General features: G+C 68.6%; 19 protein-coding genes. 8 read left to right on the top strand and 11 right to left on the bottom strand.

The annotated features are described in order from the left end of the window. The coding region (locus tag OKW78_RS15540; protein ID WP_281195973.1) for a S9 family peptidase at window positions 1-1022 on the top strand (1022 nt) is incomplete at its 5' end. A gap of 18 nt (window positions 1023-1040) precedes the next feature. On the opposite strand, the gene OKW78_RS15535 is transcribed toward OKW78_RS15540, so the two are convergent. The 4 genes from OKW78_RS15535 to OKW78_RS15520 form a co-directional block, all read right to left on the bottom strand. Further along, window positions 1041-1415 carry a helix-turn-helix domain-containing protein gene (locus OKW78_RS15535; RefSeq protein ID WP_281195972.1) on the bottom strand — a complete coding sequence of 125 codons (375 nt, stop codon included), beginning with the start codon at window positions 1413-1415 and terminating at the stop codon, window positions 1041-1043. Window positions 1416-1446: 31 nt separating this feature from the next. Further along, window positions 1447-1686 (bottom strand): hypothetical protein, encoded by a 240-nt coding sequence (locus OKW78_RS15530; RefSeq protein ID WP_122105488.1) that lies wholly within the window; start codon window positions 1684-1686, stop codon window positions 1447-1449. 75 nt (window positions 1687-1761) lie between these two features. Then, a complete protein-coding gene (locus OKW78_RS15525; RefSeq protein WP_281195971.1) occupies window positions 1762-2448 on the bottom strand; it encodes a DUF5828 family protein in 687 nt (228 codons plus the stop codon). Between the two features lie 143 nt (window positions 2449-2591). Beyond that, window positions 2592-2825 (bottom strand): hypothetical protein, encoded by a 234-nt coding sequence (locus OKW78_RS15520; protein WP_281195970.1) that lies wholly within the window; start codon window positions 2823-2825, stop codon window positions 2592-2594. Window positions 2826-2982: 157 nt separating this feature from the next. Here OKW78_RS15520 and OKW78_RS15515 point away from each other — a divergent pair, with 157 nt between their 5' ends. Next, window positions 2983-3414 (top strand): cupin domain-containing protein, encoded by a 432-nt coding sequence (locus OKW78_RS15515; protein ID WP_281195969.1) that lies wholly within the window; start codon window positions 2983-2985, stop codon window positions 3412-3414. Beyond that, the gene (locus OKW78_RS15510; protein WP_281195968.1) at window positions 3407-4039 is read left to right on the top strand and encodes a hypothetical protein; all 633 of its coding nucleotides are present in this window, start codon (window positions 3407-3409) and stop codon (window positions 4037-4039) included. The genes OKW78_RS15515 and OKW78_RS15510 overlap by 8 nt, the downstream gene beginning before the upstream one ends. Before the next feature lie 82 nt (window positions 4040-4121). On the opposite strand, the gene OKW78_RS15505 is transcribed toward OKW78_RS15510, so the two are convergent. The 4 genes from OKW78_RS15505 to OKW78_RS15490 all read right to left on the bottom strand — a co-directional run bounded on the left by OKW78_RS15505 (window position 4122) and on the right by OKW78_RS15490 (window position 8106). Beyond that, window positions 4122-5963 carry a carbon starvation protein A gene (locus OKW78_RS15505; protein WP_281195967.1) on the bottom strand — a complete coding sequence of 614 codons (1842 nt, stop codon included), beginning with the start codon at window positions 5961-5963 and terminating at the stop codon, window positions 4122-4124. Between the two features lie 165 nt (window positions 5964-6128). Further along, window positions 6129-7100 carry a TRC40/GET3/ArsA family transport-energizing ATPase gene (locus OKW78_RS15500; protein ID WP_281195966.1) on the bottom strand — a complete coding sequence of 324 codons (972 nt, stop codon included), beginning with the start codon at window positions 7098-7100 and terminating at the stop codon, window positions 6129-6131. Beyond that, window positions 7100-7396, bottom strand: a complete 297-nt coding sequence (locus OKW78_RS15495; protein WP_281195965.1) for a hypothetical protein — start codon at window positions 7394-7396, stop codon at window positions 7100-7102. Before OKW78_RS15495 ends, OKW78_RS15500 begins: the two co-directional genes overlap by 1 nt. Before the next feature lie 512 nt (window positions 7397-7908). Beyond that, complete coding sequence (locus tag OKW78_RS15490) at window positions 7909-8106, bottom strand: hypothetical protein (protein ID WP_281195964.1); 198 nt, start codon at window positions 8104-8106, stop codon at window positions 7909-7911. 117 nt (window positions 8107-8223) lie between these two features. Here OKW78_RS15490 and OKW78_RS15485 point away from each other — a divergent pair, with 117 nt between their 5' ends. Continuing rightward, window positions 8224-9510 (top strand): GTP-binding protein, encoded by a 1287-nt coding sequence (locus OKW78_RS15485; protein ID WP_281195963.1) that lies wholly within the window; start codon window positions 8224-8226, stop codon window positions 9508-9510. A gap of 21 nt (window positions 9511-9531) precedes the next feature. Here the strand turns inward: OKW78_RS15485 and OKW78_RS15480 are convergent, their stop codons facing one another. Continuing rightward, a complete protein-coding gene (locus OKW78_RS15480; protein ID WP_281195974.1) occupies window positions 9532-9771 on the bottom strand; it encodes a hypothetical protein in 240 nt (79 codons plus the stop codon). 104 nt (window positions 9772-9875) lie between these two features. After that, the gene (locus OKW78_RS15475) at window positions 9876-10202 is read right to left on the bottom strand and encodes a hypothetical protein (RefSeq protein WP_281195962.1); all 327 of its coding nucleotides are present in this window, start codon (window positions 10200-10202) and stop codon (window positions 9876-9878) included. A gap of 59 nt (window positions 10203-10261) precedes the next feature. On the opposite strand from OKW78_RS15475, the gene OKW78_RS15470 reads away from it, so the two are divergent. The 4 genes from OKW78_RS15470 to thrC all read left to right on the top strand — a co-directional run bounded on the left by OKW78_RS15470 (window position 10262) and on the right by thrC (window position 12904). Continuing rightward, the gene (locus OKW78_RS15470; protein ID WP_281195961.1) at window positions 10262-10477 is read left to right on the top strand and encodes a hypothetical protein; all 216 of its coding nucleotides are present in this window, start codon (window positions 10262-10264) and stop codon (window positions 10475-10477) included. 109 nt (window positions 10478-10586) lie between these two features. Next, complete coding sequence (upp, locus tag OKW78_RS15465) at window positions 10587-11264, top strand: uracil phosphoribosyltransferase (RefSeq protein WP_281195960.1); 678 nt, start codon at window positions 10587-10589, stop codon at window positions 11262-11264. Between the two features lie 88 nt (window positions 11265-11352). After that, the gene (locus OKW78_RS15460; protein ID WP_122105502.1) at window positions 11353-11571 is read left to right on the top strand and encodes a hypothetical protein; all 219 of its coding nucleotides are present in this window, start codon (window positions 11353-11355) and stop codon (window positions 11569-11571) included. A 49-nt stretch (window positions 11572-11620) separates the two neighbouring features. Further along, window positions 11621-12904: a threonine synthase gene (thrC, locus tag OKW78_RS15455; RefSeq protein ID WP_281195959.1), complete on the top strand. Its 1284-nt coding sequence runs from the start codon at window positions 11621-11623 to the stop codon at window positions 12902-12904. 49 nt (window positions 12905-12953) lie between these two features. Here thrC and OKW78_RS15450 read toward each other — a convergent pair whose 3' ends face one another. Next, window positions 12954-14135 carry an aspartate kinase gene (locus OKW78_RS15450; RefSeq protein WP_281195958.1) on the bottom strand — a complete coding sequence of 394 codons (1182 nt, stop codon included), beginning with the start codon at window positions 14133-14135 and terminating at the stop codon, window positions 12954-12956. Window positions 14136-14422: the final 287 nt, after the last annotated feature.

The following is a 14422-nucleotide window of genomic DNA, read 5'->3' as shown; positions in this document are numbered from 1 at the left end:
CCGACGGGGCGGGTCCCGACGAGGTGACGGTCGCGCTCGCGCGCAGCGAGTGGGACCATCCGGGCGACGTGTTCCTGTTCGACGCCGCGGCCGGGACGACGGCCCGGCTGACCGAGCTGAACGCCGACCTCCTCGCCGACCGCCACGTCGGCGAGCCCGAGGAGACCCGGTTCGAGTCCGACGGGACCGAGATCCAGGGGTGGGTCCTCACGCCGCCGGAGTTCGACCCCGACGCGGACGAGGAGTATCCGCTCGCCGTCGAGATCCACGGCGGTCCGCACGCGATGTGGTCGACTGCGGGGACGATGTGGCACGAGTTCCAGACCCTCGCCGCCCGCGGCTACGTCGTCTTCTGGTCGAACCCGCGGGGATCGACCGGGTACGGCGAGGCGTTCAGTTGGGCGATCGACCGCGACTGGGGGGAGACGACCCTCGCCGACGTGACGGCGGGCGTCGACGAGACGATCGACCGGTACCCGATCGACGAGGGGAACGTCCTCGTCACCGGCGGTTCCTTCGGCGGGTTCATGACGGCGTGGGCGGTCGGCCGGACCGACCGGTTCCGCGCGGCGGTCGCCCAGCGCGGCGTCTACGACCTCACCGGCTTCTACGGGTCGACGGACGGGGCGTACGGGTTGCTCGAGGGGGACTTCGACACCGTCCCTTCGAAGGAGCCGGGGTGGTTGTGGGAGCAGTCGCCGACCGGCCACGCCCACGAGGTCGACACGCCGACGCTTCTGATCCACTCCGAGGACGACACCCGAACGCCGATCTGTACGGCGGAGCTGTACCACCGGATCCTCCGAAAGAACGGCGTCGACACCCGGTTGGTTCGCTATCCGCGGGAGGGTCACGAGCTCTCGCGGTCCGGCGAGCCGGGCCATATCGTCGATCGGATCGAGCGGATCGCTCGCTGGTTCGACGGCTACTCCGAGTACCACGACGCGCCGCGCGCGCTCGATCGGCCGGACGGCGCGGGGTTGACGGCGGGGGAGGAAGAGTCGGTGACGAACTCGAGATGATCGGAGGAGACTGACGCTCTACGCCTCGTCGGGATCGAACCCGTCAATCGCCTCGTGGACGCCGGCGACCCACTCGTCGAGCGCGTCGTGGAGGAGCCGTTTCGCCTCCGGGACGGGGATCGCGGTGTACTGGTAGACGTACCCGCCCGAGTCCAGCAGTCGGCGGCGGCGCTCGACGAGCCCCTTCTCCCGGAGCGTCGACAGCGACCGGTTCACGTTCGAGCGGTCGCGGTCGAGGACGTCGGCCAACTCGGCGACGGTGCTGCCCCGGTACTCGATGAGCGTCAGATACGTCCGGCTCTCGTGGTCTCGGATGCCGAAGACGCACGAGAGCACGTGTTCGAACGACGGGGAGACGTCACCGACGAGGTCCTCGATCTCTGCTTCGGCCATGGTGGAGGGTCGTCCGCGACGGGATTAAAGGTCAGTTTTCGGCGGCGTACCCCATGCGGTCGAGGCAGGCACGCATTTCGGCCTCCTCGCTGTGTCTGTGGAGGCTCGTCGGAGTGTCACAGTGGTACGTCTCGCCGTCGTACCGCAGCACCACCTCGTGTGCGCTCCCGGCCACCTGAACGTCGAGGACGACCCGCCGTCCCTCCCGCAGCGCGGCGATGATGTCGTCTGCCGGGCGCTCGCCCGGCTCGAGCCGGAGTGGGGACTTCATGACCGCCGGTTCGAGCGGTCGGAACAAAAAGTCCCCGTGTCAGGTCACCGGCCCGCGTCGGGGCACCGTCCCACGTCAGGTCATCGTCGATTCGGGGCCGCCCTCCTCCTCCGGCGGTTCGACCCCCTCCGCGGCCGCGACGTCCTCGGTCCGTTTCTCGGTCTCGACGTGCCAGCGGTCGATCTCCGACTCGTACTCCGCGAGGACGTCGCTCACCTCCGATTTCAGCTCGTCGTCGTTGACGTTCACCTCGAACTCGAAGGTCTCGCCGTCGTCGCCGCGGGCGACCTCGGTGACGTTGGCGCTGATGAGTTCGTTGTCGAAGTAGTACGGCGCCATCTGGGTCATCACCTTCCGGTAGACCGTGTCCTCGACCTTCCGGATCGCCTTCCGGCCCGCCGAGTCGGCGGCGCGGGCGACGTGGTTTATCGACTCGCCCCAGCGTTCCACGGCGCCCTCCGTGTCGTCCTCCTCGACCTTCTCGTAGGACTCGGTGAGCTTCTCGCCCGCCGTCTGGAGGTCGTCACCGGGAGTCTTCCCCGCCTTCTCGCCGTTACCCTCGCTCACCGACGCCTGCTTCGCGGTCTTCTCGGAGACGTCCTCGTCGATCCGCTCGTGGGCCTTCGGCCGCCAGTCATCGAACTCGTGGAACGCGTCCCCGTCCACGCCGGCCTCCCGGAGCGCGAGCGTGATCCGCTCGCCGTGTTCGACGACGTCGCCCCAGTCCCCGCGTTGTTTGAACCCGGAGATGCTCTCATCCATTGTTGTACGGGATGACGTGTCGGACGAGTATAAGTCTCCCCGTCGAGTTCTCGGCCGCGATATCGTCGGTGACGGAGCCGCTCGTCGCGGCCTGATCGGAGACGGTCGTCTCGATGCGGACCGAGTCTCGGTTCGGACTGAGACTACTTTCCGTACGCGATCCGACGCGCGGCGTCGTCGATCCTGGCCTTGAGGTCGCCGAGGAACCCCGCCGGCGACACCCGCCGGATCGCGGACTCGTCGACCTCGATCCGCTCGCCGGCGAACGGGTCACGTTCGCCGCGGGCGTCGGACGATTCGTCGCCGTTCACCGCGTCGACGACGGTCGACATCGAACACCGTCCGCAGGCTTCGGTCCGTTTTCCTCCCTCGGTCATGGTGCTTTCTATCACGATCGTGGATGTCAGTCCACTAAACGGTGTCGACGGTGCGTTTCAGGCGCACGACCGCTCGAAGCGGTCCTCGCCCGGTCCCACTCGACCCCTCTCAACGTTTCCCCGACGCGCTTTTATGCGGCGTGTTGAATCATCACGCATGGGATACCGCGTCGTCGACACGGACTCCGTCGAGCCGGAACCGGACCGCCCCTGCGAGTGTCGGAAGCTGACGGGACCGGCGAGGCTCGAGGAGATGGCGTTGAACCGCTTCCGCGCCGAGCCGGGCGAACAGGTCCCGCTCGCGTACCACCACCACGAGACCCAGGAGGAGGCCTTCTACGTCCTGTCGGGGACGCTCGCGGTCGAGACGCCGGAACGGACCTACGAGGTCGACGCCGGCGGACTCTTCGCCGTCGATCCCGGGAGCCCCCAGCGGGCCCACAACCCCGCGGACGCCGACGGCGCGGTCGAGCTGCTCGCGATCGGCGCGCCGCAGGCGGACGACGACGCGGTCGCGTACGACCCGGACCCGACCGGCGACGACCCGACCGGCGACGACTCGACCGGGCCCAGTGCCGACCATGAGTGAGAACGCGAGTCCGGGAACGGGTCCGCGACACGACCCCGAGGAGCTCCCCGCGGAGATCCGCGAGAGGGTCCCCGACTACGACGACGAGTACCTCGATCGGGTCTCCGACCGGCTCATGTACAGCTACGACCTCGACGCCGACGTCGTCGTCGACGGCGAGCGGTTCGATCTGTACGCGGAGATGCGGATGCGCAACCAGAAACAGTTCCTCCACCCCGCGTTGAGCTACGCCGACCACGAGACGAAGGAGTACGTGTTCGCCCGACGCGTCCCGACCCCGACCGCGGCCGAGTTGGAGCGGCTCGTCGAGCTCGGTCACGGGATAGCCGACGAGCGGGTGGAGGGGAACGAACAGCACTACGGAACCGATATCACGTTCGTGCTCGTCGGCGACCGTATCCCCGACGACGTCGCCGGCTTCGTCGACGGCTTCCGCGACCGGACCCTGCTGAAGTTCGGCTACTACGGCCACTACGAGGTGAACCTGATCGTCGTCGCGCCGGAACGCGAGGAGATCGTCGACAGCGAGGCGGCGGGCGTCACCGGTGCCTTCCGGCTCTGGGAGCCGGTCGAGACGCCCGACGAGGGATTCTTCTCACGGTTCGCGAAACGATTTTGGCGGTAGTCGGCGGTCGCTGACGGATCTGCGCGCGTGAGAGGAGGGAGGTTCGCGAGCGGGAGCCGAACCGGTCGAGCGGCTCCGACCGTCAGTCGTCGCCGGGTTCGGCGGCGGGTTGGCTCCCGCCCCGCACCGTCTTCAGGTTCCCGTAGCCGATCCGGACGAGCGACAGCGCGAGCCCGATCAACACGAGCGCGAGAATGATCTGCGCGCTCGAGGAGATCTGTGCGCTGAGCGTGTCGGCGCCGCCCTGGATGAGGTTGACGTAGAGGTTCTGGTAGAACGCCAACCAGAGCAGTCCGAGCACCGTGATCGTCACCATGATCGCCATCGGCACGCCGGTGGTGACGAGCTGTTTGGAGTCGTCCCAGTTCGCGATCCAGATGGTCGCCGTCAGCAGCGCCAGCGCGGCGAGCAGCTGGTTCGCCCCGCCGAACAGCGGCCACAGGGTCGCCCACTCGCCGGAGATCACGAGCGCGTACGCGATCCCGATCTGAATGATCGGGTTCGTGTACCGTCCGCGGGCGATCGAGCCGAAGTCGCCCGAGATCCCGCTGACGGTCATTCCGTCGTCCATGCCGACGATCTCCTCCATCATGTACCGACCCAGCCGAACGGCGGTGTCGGTGGAGGTGAGCAGGAAACTCACCAGGACGAGCGCCATGAACACCGCGCCGACCGTCTCGGGGATCCCGAGGCTCGTGAGGATGATCCCGCCCCCGGACGCGAAGTTGGGGAGCGCACCGCCGATCCCGCCGGCCGCGGCGTCGGCCACGAAGCCGGCGACCGCGAGCGTCGACAGCGCGAGCGCCGCCAACAGCCCCTCGCCGAGCATCCCGCCGTAGCCGATGAGGCGGGCGTCGCTCTCCTTGTTGAGCTGTTTCGAGGTCGTTCCCGAGGAGACGAGCGAGTGGAACCCGCTTATCGTCCCGCAGGCGATGGTGATGAAGAGCAGCGGGAAGAGCGGATACAGCCCCGCGGCGTCGACGCCCCAGAACCCCTCGAACGCGGCGATCGACGAGTCGACGACGAGCGGCTGGTTCGAGGTCGCGAACACCGTACCGACGATGATCGCGACGATCCCGCCGCCCACGCCGGAGTACAGCAGGAACGACGAGAGGTAGTCACGCGGCTGGAGCAACACCCACACCGGGAGCGCGCTCGCGATTCCCCCGTACACCATGATCACCGGGACCCACGCGGCGGTGTTGCCGCCGAGCGCCGCCGCACCGGGTACCCAGTCGCCGGCACTGCTGAACAGGACGAACGTCCCGGCCGGGTAGTCGCCGGCGAACAGCGCGAACGGGTACTGGATACCGAGCCAGATGCCGGCGAACACGCCGGCGACGAACAGTATCGTTCCCGGGATGAACGGCCCGTTGAGCTGGTAGAGGTACACGCCGAACCCGAGCGCGAGCGCGACGTACACGAAGCTCGCGGTCGTCACCTGCGGGTACGCGTTGAACACGATCCCGACGACGAGCGCGAACACCGCGACGACGAGGATGATCGTGAGGAACGCGAACCACAACAGGAGGTCCTTCCCCTTCTCGCCGACGTACTGTCCCACGATGTACCCGATCGACCGCCCCTCGTGACGGATCGATCCGGAAAGCGAGATGAAGTCGTGGACCGCGCCCATCAGCGGGTTGCCGATGGCGACCCACAGCAGGGCGGGGACCCATCCCCAGATGGCCCCCGCCGTGATCGGGCCGACGATCGGCGCGCCGCCCGCGATGCTCGAGAAGTGATGCCCCAGTAGCACCGGCTTCTTCGCCGGTACGTACTCCTGTCCGTCCTCGTACTTGTGTGCCGGCGTCTCGCGGTCGTCGTCGAGGTCGACGAATCGCGAGAGGTATCGCGAGTACCCCATGTACCCGGCGGTGAACGTCGCCAGCACGGCAACTACGATCCAGATTACACTTGTCATAGGTTCCCTGCCTCGTGCTACGGATTTTCGAACGACGTGTTAAGTATTACCATCATCCGTGATAGTTGCGGGAACGACGGCCGCGTAACCGGGGTACCGGACGGTGGTTTCGGATTATTTTCGTCTACCGATCGGTTGTTTTTCCCATCGAATCAGAAATACCAATCACGCGCGATCCGGCTCCGCGGGCTCGACGTCGAGTTCGGCGGCGACGTCAGCCAGCAGGTCTCCGCGGATCTCCCGGGTCCGCGACTCGATCGTCGCGAGCAGCGGCGGCTCGAACCCCTCCTCGACCTGCTCGATCCGCTCCCGCTCGGTGGCGACCCGATCGCGGAGGTAGCGGGCCCCGCGGCCGTTCTCGTCGTCGTCCGGCTCGGGAGTCAGCTTGTTCGCGACGAGTCCGCGGACCGCCAGGTCGCGGTCGGCGAACGCCTCGATCGCCCGACCGGTCTCGTTGACGGACAGTTGGTCGGGATTCAACACGAGGAAGAAGGCGGCGTCCTCCCGGAGCGCCTCGCCCGCGTACTCGAAGAACTCCTTGCGTTCCTGGAGCCGGGCCAACACGGGGTCTCCCTCCATCATTCGTCTGGCCTCCCGGTCGCCGATAGCCGCCTTCTCGAAGAGGTCGATCGACTGGCGGCGCTTGTACATCAGCCGGTCGATCCAGTCGCCGAGGAACTCCGGCAGCCCGAGCAGCCGGAGCGTCGACCCCGTCGGGGCCGTGTCGAAGACGACCCGGTCGTACGGCTCGCCCTCCTCTCGCATCACGCCGACGAACGCGTCGAAGAGCGCGGCCTCGTACGCCCCGGGCGTTCCGTGGGACATCTCCAGCTGTCGGTTGATCTCGTTGACCATCGCCGCGGACACCTGCTCGGAGAGCCCCTCGCGGATCTCCGAGAGGTGCCGTTGAACCTCGTCGTCGGGGTCGATCTCCATCGCGTCGAGCCCGTCGACACCCTCGACCGGGGCCGGGTCGTCGTCGAACCCCTGGTCGAAGACGTCCGACACCGAGTGCGCGGGGTCCGTGGAGACGACGAGCGTCGACAGCCCGGCGTTCGCACACTTGTAGCCGTACGCACACGAGACGGTGGTCTTGCCGACCCCGCCCTTCCCGCCGAAGAACACGAACCGGTCCATCAGAAGTGGTACTGCTGGCCCTTGCGCTCGATCAGGCTCTCACGGTCCCACAGCCGGCGCTCCCACGCCTCGAACTCGTCCTCGAGGTACGGCAGCAGCTCGGCGGTGTAGTACGAGACGGGCGAGGGGATCCCGAACGCGTCGGGGAAACACGCCAGCATGAACGCGTCCTCCGCGTCCTCGGCCTCCTTCTCGATCTTCTCGTAGGCCGGATGGGTGATCATCCCGTGATAGAGGCCGCGGAGCCACTCCTCGAGGGCGGCACGGAACGTCGCGATCCGGTCGGCGAGTGTCATCGTCGTTCATGGCCGGGCGACCGCCGTAAAGCTGTCGCGGACGGGGAATCGGCACGCAGAAGGGATCGATAGGGTGTCATAAACGGACGAACGAGCGATCGCCGGAGCGGTGGCGCGCCTGCGAGCGCCCGGGAGGGCGCGAGCAGACCGCGAGGGACGCGGCGACCGCAGGGAGCCGCGAGGTTGGGGAGGTGTGAGGTGCGGGGCTGTACGGGTGGGACTCAAAGGGGCAGTCGCAAGGACGACGCACGGCGACGTAAGCACTGTAGCGAGCACCGCGAGCGAGGAGCGCAACGAGCCGCGCGAGTCCTTGCGACTGGGGCTTTGAACGTGTTCTCCGCAGTGGTCATCCTCGTGCCAGCAACCACCCCACTCTCCATCAACAGATCCGTCCGACAAGCACTACCGATATACCGGATGATTCGGATGTAAATGGATGAAACGAACACCTGGTGAAGCGTTCTATGACACCCTGAGGATCGACGGAATCGATCCGGAACCGAACCCTCGTCTCAGGCGGAGGTGCCGTCGGTGACTTCGGGTTGGTCCTCCTCGTCGTCCGCGTCGCCGAACTCCGGGCGGTCGGGGTCCAGGTTGGGACCGTGGGTCCCGTCGCCCATCGAGAGCCAGACGAGGTACAACATGGCGGCGACCATGGCTACCGTCGCGACGATCGCGGCGATCCCGGAGATGGGAACGAGACTCGTCATGTCCGGCGTTCGGTGGGGACGGCGTATCAACGTATCGGCTTTCGACGGGCTCGCACCGCCCGTCCACGGACCCCCGCTGCCGGGTAGTTGAAGGGCGCTCGGTCTCGACTCCCCACCATGAGCGACCGGATCCCGGTGACCGTGCTGTCGGGCAGCCTCGGGGCTGGAAAGACGACGCTTCTGAACCACCTGCTGGCGAACGCCGGCGGGCGAGAGATCGCGGTGCTCGTCAACGACATGGGCGACGTGAACGTCGACGCGGAGCTGATCGCGGAGGGCTCCGAACTCGACGTCGACGACGGGGTCACGGAGCTGTCGAACGGCTGTATCTGCTGTGAGCTCCAGGACGACCTCGAGACCGCCGTGGTGCGGCTCGCGAACGAGCGCTCCTTCGACCACCTCGTCGTCGAGTCCTCGGGGATCTCCGAGCCCGCGCCGGTCGCCCGGCTGTTCACGACCGAGTCGCGGGCGGCCGCGCGCTATCGCGTGGACGCGCTCGTCACCGTCCTCGACGCCCGCCTGTTCCTCGACTCCTTCTCCGGCGTCGACGAACCCGAACGCCGCGGCACCGACGCGGAGGGCCGCCCGTTGTCGGACCTCCTCGTCGAGCAGGTCGAGGTCTCGAACCTCGTCGTCCTCAACAAGACGGATCTGTGCACCGACGCGGAGCTCGACCGCGCGGAGGAGCTCGTGGCCGCCCTCCAGCCGGACGCGGAGACGATACGGACGGAGTTCTCCGCGGTCGACCCCGACCGGATCCTGGGCGTCGACCTGTTCGACGAGGGGGAGGTCTCGACCCTCCCGGGCTGGAAGCGCGCGCTCGACGACGCGGAACACGGGGCGGACCGCTCCCACGACGACTCCGATCACGACGACGCCCACCACGCCCACCACGGCCACCGCCACCCCGACGAGGTGTACGGCGTCACCTCGTTCACGTATCGTCGCCGGCGGCCGTTCCACCCGACGCGGATCGCGGCGGTCCTGCGGGACCTTCCCGAGGGGGTCGTCCGGTCGAAGGGGACGCTGTGGGTCGCCGGCAACGAACTCCGCCAGCGGGTGGCGCAGGCGGGGCGGTCGGTTCGAGTGACCGCGCCCGGCCCGTGGATCGCGAGCCGGCCGAAGGTCGAACGCGAGATGCTCCGGTCGAACCGCCCGGACCTCGAATGGCACGACGAGCACGGCGACCGCGAGACCGCGTTCGTCGTCATCGGAACCGAGTTCGACGAGGCCGCGCTCGTCGACCGGCTCGACGACGCGCTCGTCACCGACGAGGAGTGGGAGCGGGTCGGGATGGGCGAGGGGCTCGAGGCGGGCGAGGGGCTCGAGGCGGCCGAAGGATTCGACGGGCCGGACCCGTTCCCGGACGAGGCGGACGACGAGGTCGTGCTCCGGGAGCCCTGAACGGGGTCGCGCCGGTCGTCCTCAACAGGCGCAGCCGGTGCCGCTCGCACGCTCGAACCGCATCGCCTCGTCGCAGCCGGGACAGACAGGAGTCCCCTCCGCGTCGCGGTCGAGCCCCTCGTCGTCGACGTCGACGTCGCGGACCCGCGTCCCGCAGTCGTCACACCAGTACGCACCCGCGGAGTCGCCCTCGCCGGCCGCGCCGGGCGTGCGCTGGGTCGACGACGCGAACGCCTCCGTGACGGTGTCGAAGATCCCCATGCCCGGCGATCGGGTCTCGATCCTCCTCATCCTATGGGTGGTGTGTGAAATCCACACACAGCCGGTCGCTACGGCCGCCGGGTCTCCGGCGGACGGTCGCCGGCTCAAAGCAGCGGAACCGTCAGCGCCGCGAGGACCACGCCGAGCCCGAGCGCGGCGTACAACAGGCGCTCGAAGCGCGGTCCGACCGGGAGCGGGCCGGCGTCGACCGCGGGCGCACTCCTGACGAGTTGCGAGTACGCGACCGTCGCGAGGGCGACGAAGGCGACCGCCGCCGCCGAAAGCGACGTCGACAGCGGAAGGCCGTAGGCGAGCCCGTAGATCGGGCCGATCGAGAACGAGAGCATGAACGCGAGGCCGACGCTCACCAGAAACGGCACCGGATCGACCGGCTCGCCCCGTCGATTTCGCGGGGATCGGGGTCGGGCCATACCCCTCCTCGGTCCCGCACGAACAAAGACCTAAGTGCTGGTCCCTCCGGTCTCCACGCATGAGCGAGGAGCGCAAGGGGCTCTCCGACGGGGTCGACGAGTCGCGCGGCGACCCGCGGGTGGTGCTCGCGATGAACGCCGTCCTGTCGCTGTGGCTGGGGTGGACGATCGTCTGGGGGCTCGACCTCCTCGAGGTGATGGAGTACGGCCCCACCACGGTCGCGGGCGTCGCGCTCGCGATCTTCGCGCTGACGTACGTCGTCGTCCTCCGGTGACGCGTCCCCCGGACGGGTAGCGACTCCCGAACGGGTAGCGACCCCCGGACGGGTGACGCCCCCGAACGTGTGGCAACGCTTTAGAACGAACGTCACGACTCATCGGATAATGACCATCGAGGACCGCGACAACGCGTACCTCATCACCCACGCGCTGGCGAAGGATACCCTCTCGCGGCTCCGGGACGTCGAGACCGAGCAGGTCGCGTTCCGGAAGGGACTGGTGAAGCTCGGCCGGATCTGCGGCTACGAGGTGATCGACGGCGCGATGGGGACCGAGTACGTGCCCGTCGAGACGCCGCTCGCGGAGACCACCGGCGAGCGCGTGAAGGGACTCGACGACGTGGTGATAATCAACGTGCTCCGGGCGGCGACCCCGTTCGTCGAGGGGCTGTTGAAGGCGTTCCCGCGGGCGAAACAAGGGGTCATCTCCGCCGGACGCGACGAGGAGGCCGGCATGAACGAGGACGGCGAGTTCCCGATCACGATCGACTACGTGAAGCTGCCCGAGATCCGTCCCACCGACACCGTGATCGTCGCCGATCCGATGCTCGCGACCGGCTCGACGATGTGTGCCGTCCTCGAGCACATCCTCGCGGAGGCCGACGGGTTCGAGGACCTCTTCGTGCTCTCCGCGGTCTCCGCGCCCGACGGACTGATCCGCGTCGGCGAGGCGTTCCCCGAGACCGACCTGCTGACGGTCGCCATCGACGACCGCCTCGACGACGACGGCTTCATCGTTCCCGGGCTCGGGGACGCCGGCGACCGCGCCTTCCGGACGACGTGAGGCGAGGAGGGACGAGGTGGGACGGTCCGGGGAGAACCGTCGCCGTCCGTGACGGGTTTTTAAGAGCTCACGCCGCGAGCGGATCCGTATGAGCGACGCGACGACGACCGAACCCTGTGACGCCTGCGGGGAGCCGACGACGGACGCGCTCGCCCGGACGGTTCGACTCAGCGTCGATCGGGCGAACATCGACACGCAACGGCTCTGTCCCGAGTGTTTCGCCGAGTGGATCCAGCGCTACCAGGCGGAGATGGGCGGTGGCACGGACCGGGATGGCGGTTCCGACTCCGAGATCATCGTGGACTGATCCCCGTCGACCGCCCGGCTTAAGACACGCCGGGACCGACGGTGAGTCAATGAGCCTCGCCATCGACGCCGCGACGCCCGACGCACCCGACTGTGCGGACGACGGGACCTGGCTCGCCTGTATCGCCTGCGGCGAGACGTTCGCTCCGTTCGAGGACGTCCGGTACACCTGTGACGAGTGTGACGGGCTGCTCGAGGTCCGCTACGCCGACCCGCCGACGTTCGACGACTTCGGCGCGGGCGCGGACTCCGAGGGACCCGACCGCGGGGTGTGGCGCTACCGCGAGGGACTCCCGTTCGACCTCGGCGTGACGCTCCCCGAGGGGGGTACCCCGCTCCACCGCGTCCCCCGAATCGAGGAGTCAGTGGGGGTCGACGCGCTCCGGATCAAACACGAGGGGATGAACCCCACCGGCTCGTTCAAGGACCGCGGGATGACCGTCGGCGTCCGGGTGGCGGAGGAACTCGGCGTGGGCGCGCTCGCGTGCGCCTCGACCGGAAACACCTCGGCCGCGCTCGCGGCCTACGGGGGTCGCGCCGACATGCCGACGCTCGTGCTCCTCCCGCAGGGGAAGGTCGCCGCCGGCAAGGTCGCACAGGCGAGCCTCCACGGCGCTCGCATCCTCGAGGTCGACGGCAACTTCGACGCGTGTCTCGACATCGTCCAGGCGCTCGCCGCGCGCGGCGAGGCGTACCTGCTCAACTCGCTCAACCCGTTCCGTCTGGAGGGGCAGAAGACGATCGGCTTCGAGATCGTAGAGGAGTTCCACGCCGACTACGGGACGTTCCCCGACCGGATCGTCCTCCCCGTCGGCAACGCGGGCAACACCTCGGCGCTGTACAAGGGGTTCCGCGAGCTGGTCCAGTCGGGCGCGCTCTCGGTCGACGAGGTGCCGAAGCTGACCGGCGTCCAGGCCGAGGGGGCCGCCCCGATGGTCGAGGCGATCGAGGAGGGCAACGACGAGATCCGGCGGTGGGAGGAGGTCGAGACCCGCGCGACCGCGATCCGCATCGGCAACCCGGTCAACGCGCCGAAGGCCATCCCGGGGATCCGCAACACGGGCGGGACCGCGGTCGCCGTGAGCGACGAGGAGATCACCGAGGCACAGCGTCAGCTCGCGGGCGAGGGCGTCGGCGTCGAGCCCGCCTCCGCGGCGAGTCTCGCCGGGCTGAAGAAGCTCCGCCGCGAGGGCGTCGTCGACGACGACGAGACGGTGGTGTGTCTCACGACCGGCCACCTGCTGAAGGACCCGGACGCCGCCTACGAGGCGGGCGGCGACCCCGAGCCCGTCCCCAACGACGTCGACGCGGTCGTCGAACATCTGGACGGGTAGCCGGGTCGATCGCGCGGACGGTCAGGGGAGAGAGAACGGGATCGAAGCCTCAGTCGAAACAGGACTGGACGATCCGCAGGGCCGCCTCACGGTCGTCCCAGTCGACGAACACCGCGACGGAGGTCGCGCTCGTGATCAGGTCGATGATGTTGATCCCCTCCTCGGCGAGCGGTCCGATGATGTCCTGGATGACGCCGGACTGGTTGGGCAACTCGCCGCCGGTCACGCGGATGACCGCGATCGGGTCGTCGACGGTCACCGACGAGAGCGTCTCGTCGGCGACGACCGTCTCGTGTAACACCGCCTCCGCGCGCTCGGCCACGTCGACGTCGACGTAGAAGGTCACCGAGTCCATCCCGGAGGCGACCGCGTCGATGTTGATCTCCTCGCGCTGGAGGCCGTCCGACAGGTTCGAGAGGATCCCGGGGCGGTTTCGGATCGCCCGTCCGGCGACGGTGAGACACGCGAGCGGCGTCTCGCGCATGTCGATGAGGTTCTCGAACTGGCCCTCGATCCGGGTTCCGCCCCTGAGGAGGTCGCCGTGCTGGTAGTGAACGACGCGGACCGCGAGCTCCTCGCTCTTGTACGACAGCGCGGACGGGGCGACGACCTCGGCCCCGCGGAACGAGAGGTTTCGAAGCTCGTCGACGGTGATCCGGCCGACGTTACGCGCGCCCTCGACGACCCGCGGGTCGCCGGTCATCACGCCCTCGACGTCGGTGACGATGACGACCTCGTCGGCGTCCATGTAGTTGCCGAGCATGACCGCCGTCGTGTCCGATCCGCCGCGGCCGAGCGTGGTGACGTTCCCGTCGTGGTCCTCCGCGAGGAAGCCGGTGATGATCGGGACGACGCCGTCGAGTCGGGCCGCGAGCGCCTCGGCGCGCCGACGCGTCTCCTCGACGTCGACCTCGCCGAGCTCGTTCGTGATGACCGGCCAGTCGGGATGGCCGGGTTCGAGGAAGATCGCGTCGATGCCGCGGACCGAGAGGGCGGCTTTCAGCATTCGGACGCTGGTCCGTTCGCCCATCGAGACGATCTCCGCGCGGTCGGCGTCGTCCGTCTCGAAGGTGATGTCGTCGAGGAGGTCGTCGGTGGTCGACCCCATGGCGCTCGCGACGACCGCGATCTCGTGGCCGGCCCCGACCGCGTTGGCGACCGAGTCGGCGGCGCGGTCGATCCGGTCGCCGCTCCCGAGGCTCGTCCCGCCGAACTTCGCGACTACGCGCATGCGTGACCCCCGAGGTCGTCTCTCGCCCGTCGTCGAACTCGTGGAGCGTCCGGAGAGCCCACGACGTCCCCCGGTCGGGGGCTCGAAACAGCATGGCTGTCACTAAACATGCGACCTCGTAACGGAGGGGACCGGATAACTGTGTCCACTTCGACGAGGGTCGCCCCCGGTCGTCTCCCGAAGGGAATCGGCCCGTTCAGACGAACGAGCGATCGCCGGAGCGGTGGCGCGCCTGCGAGCGTCCGCCAGGACGCGAGCAGTCCGCGAGGGACGCGGCGAGTGAAACG

Origin of the sequence: Halorubrum sp. F4 (genome assembly GCF_027257195.1) — an archaeon.
Taxonomy (GTDB): Archaea; Halobacteriota; Halobacteria; order Halobacteriales; family Haloferacaceae; genus Halorubrum.
The sequence above is the reverse complement of the archived record's forward strand: the minus strand, read 5'-3'. Positions and strand labels throughout refer to the sequence as shown.

What these genes read in the sequence shown, in the direction of transcription:
- OKW78_RS15515 (WP_281195969.1), top strand. Translation starts at nt 2,983, where the DNA reads ATGGGATACCGCGTCGTCGACACGGACTCCGTCGAGCCGGAACCGGAC.
- upp (WP_281195960.1), top strand. Translation starts at nt 10,587, where the DNA reads ATGACCATCGAGGACCGCGACAACGCGTACCTCATCACCCACGCGCTG.
- OKW78_RS15495 (WP_281195965.1), bottom strand. Translation starts at nt 7,396, where the DNA reads ATGACACTCGCCGACCGGATCGCGACGTTCCGTGCCGCCCTCGAGGAG.
- OKW78_RS15520 (WP_281195970.1), bottom strand. Translation starts at nt 2,825, where the DNA reads ATGACCGAGGGAGGAAAACGGACCGAAGCCTGCGGACGGTGTTCGATG.
- OKW78_RS15535 (WP_281195972.1), bottom strand. Translation starts at nt 1,415, where the DNA reads ATGGCCGAAGCAGAGATCGAGGACCTCGTCGGTGACGTCTCCCCGTCG.
- OKW78_RS15490 (WP_281195964.1), bottom strand. Translation starts at nt 8,106, where the DNA reads ATGACGAGTCTCGTTCCCATCTCCGGGATCGCCGCGATCGTCGCGACG.
- OKW78_RS15510 (WP_281195968.1), top strand. Translation starts at nt 3,407, where the DNA reads ATGAGTGAGAACGCGAGTCCGGGAACGGGTCCGCGACACGACCCCGAG.
- OKW78_RS15500 (WP_281195966.1), bottom strand. Translation starts at nt 7,100, where the DNA reads ATGGACCGGTTCGTGTTCTTCGGCGGGAAGGGCGGGGTCGGCAAGACC.
- OKW78_RS15475 (WP_281195962.1), bottom strand. Translation starts at nt 10,202, where the DNA reads ATGGCCCGACCCCGATCCCCGCGAAATCGACGGGGCGAGCCGGTCGAT.
- OKW78_RS15470 (WP_281195961.1), top strand. Translation starts at nt 10,262, where the DNA reads ATGAGCGAGGAGCGCAAGGGGCTCTCCGACGGGGTCGACGAGTCGCGC.
- OKW78_RS15525 (WP_281195971.1), bottom strand. Translation starts at nt 2,448, where the DNA reads ATGGATGAGAGCATCTCCGGGTTCAAACAACGCGGGGACTGGGGCGAC.
- thrC (WP_281195959.1), top strand. Translation starts at nt 11,621, where the DNA reads ATGAGCCTCGCCATCGACGCCGCGACGCCCGACGCACCCGACTGTGCG.
- OKW78_RS15450 (WP_281195958.1), bottom strand. Translation starts at nt 14,135, where the DNA reads ATGCGCGTAGTCGCGAAGTTCGGCGGGACGAGCCTCGGGAGCGGCGAC.
- OKW78_RS15460 (WP_122105502.1), top strand. Translation starts at nt 11,353, where the DNA reads ATGAGCGACGCGACGACGACCGAACCCTGTGACGCCTGCGGGGAGCCG.
- OKW78_RS15480 (WP_281195974.1), bottom strand. Translation starts at nt 9,771, where the DNA reads ATGGGGATCTTCGACACCGTCACGGAGGCGTTCGCGTCGTCGACCCAG.
- OKW78_RS15485 (WP_281195963.1), top strand. Translation starts at nt 8,224, where the DNA reads ATGAGCGACCGGATCCCGGTGACCGTGCTGTCGGGCAGCCTCGGGGCT.
- OKW78_RS15530 (WP_122105488.1), bottom strand. Translation starts at nt 1,686, where the DNA reads ATGAAGTCCCCACTCCGGCTCGAGCCGGGCGAGCGCCCGGCAGACGAC.
- OKW78_RS15505 (WP_281195967.1), bottom strand. Translation starts at nt 5,963, where the DNA reads ATGACAAGTGTAATCTGGATCGTAGTTGCCGTGCTGGCGACGTTCACC.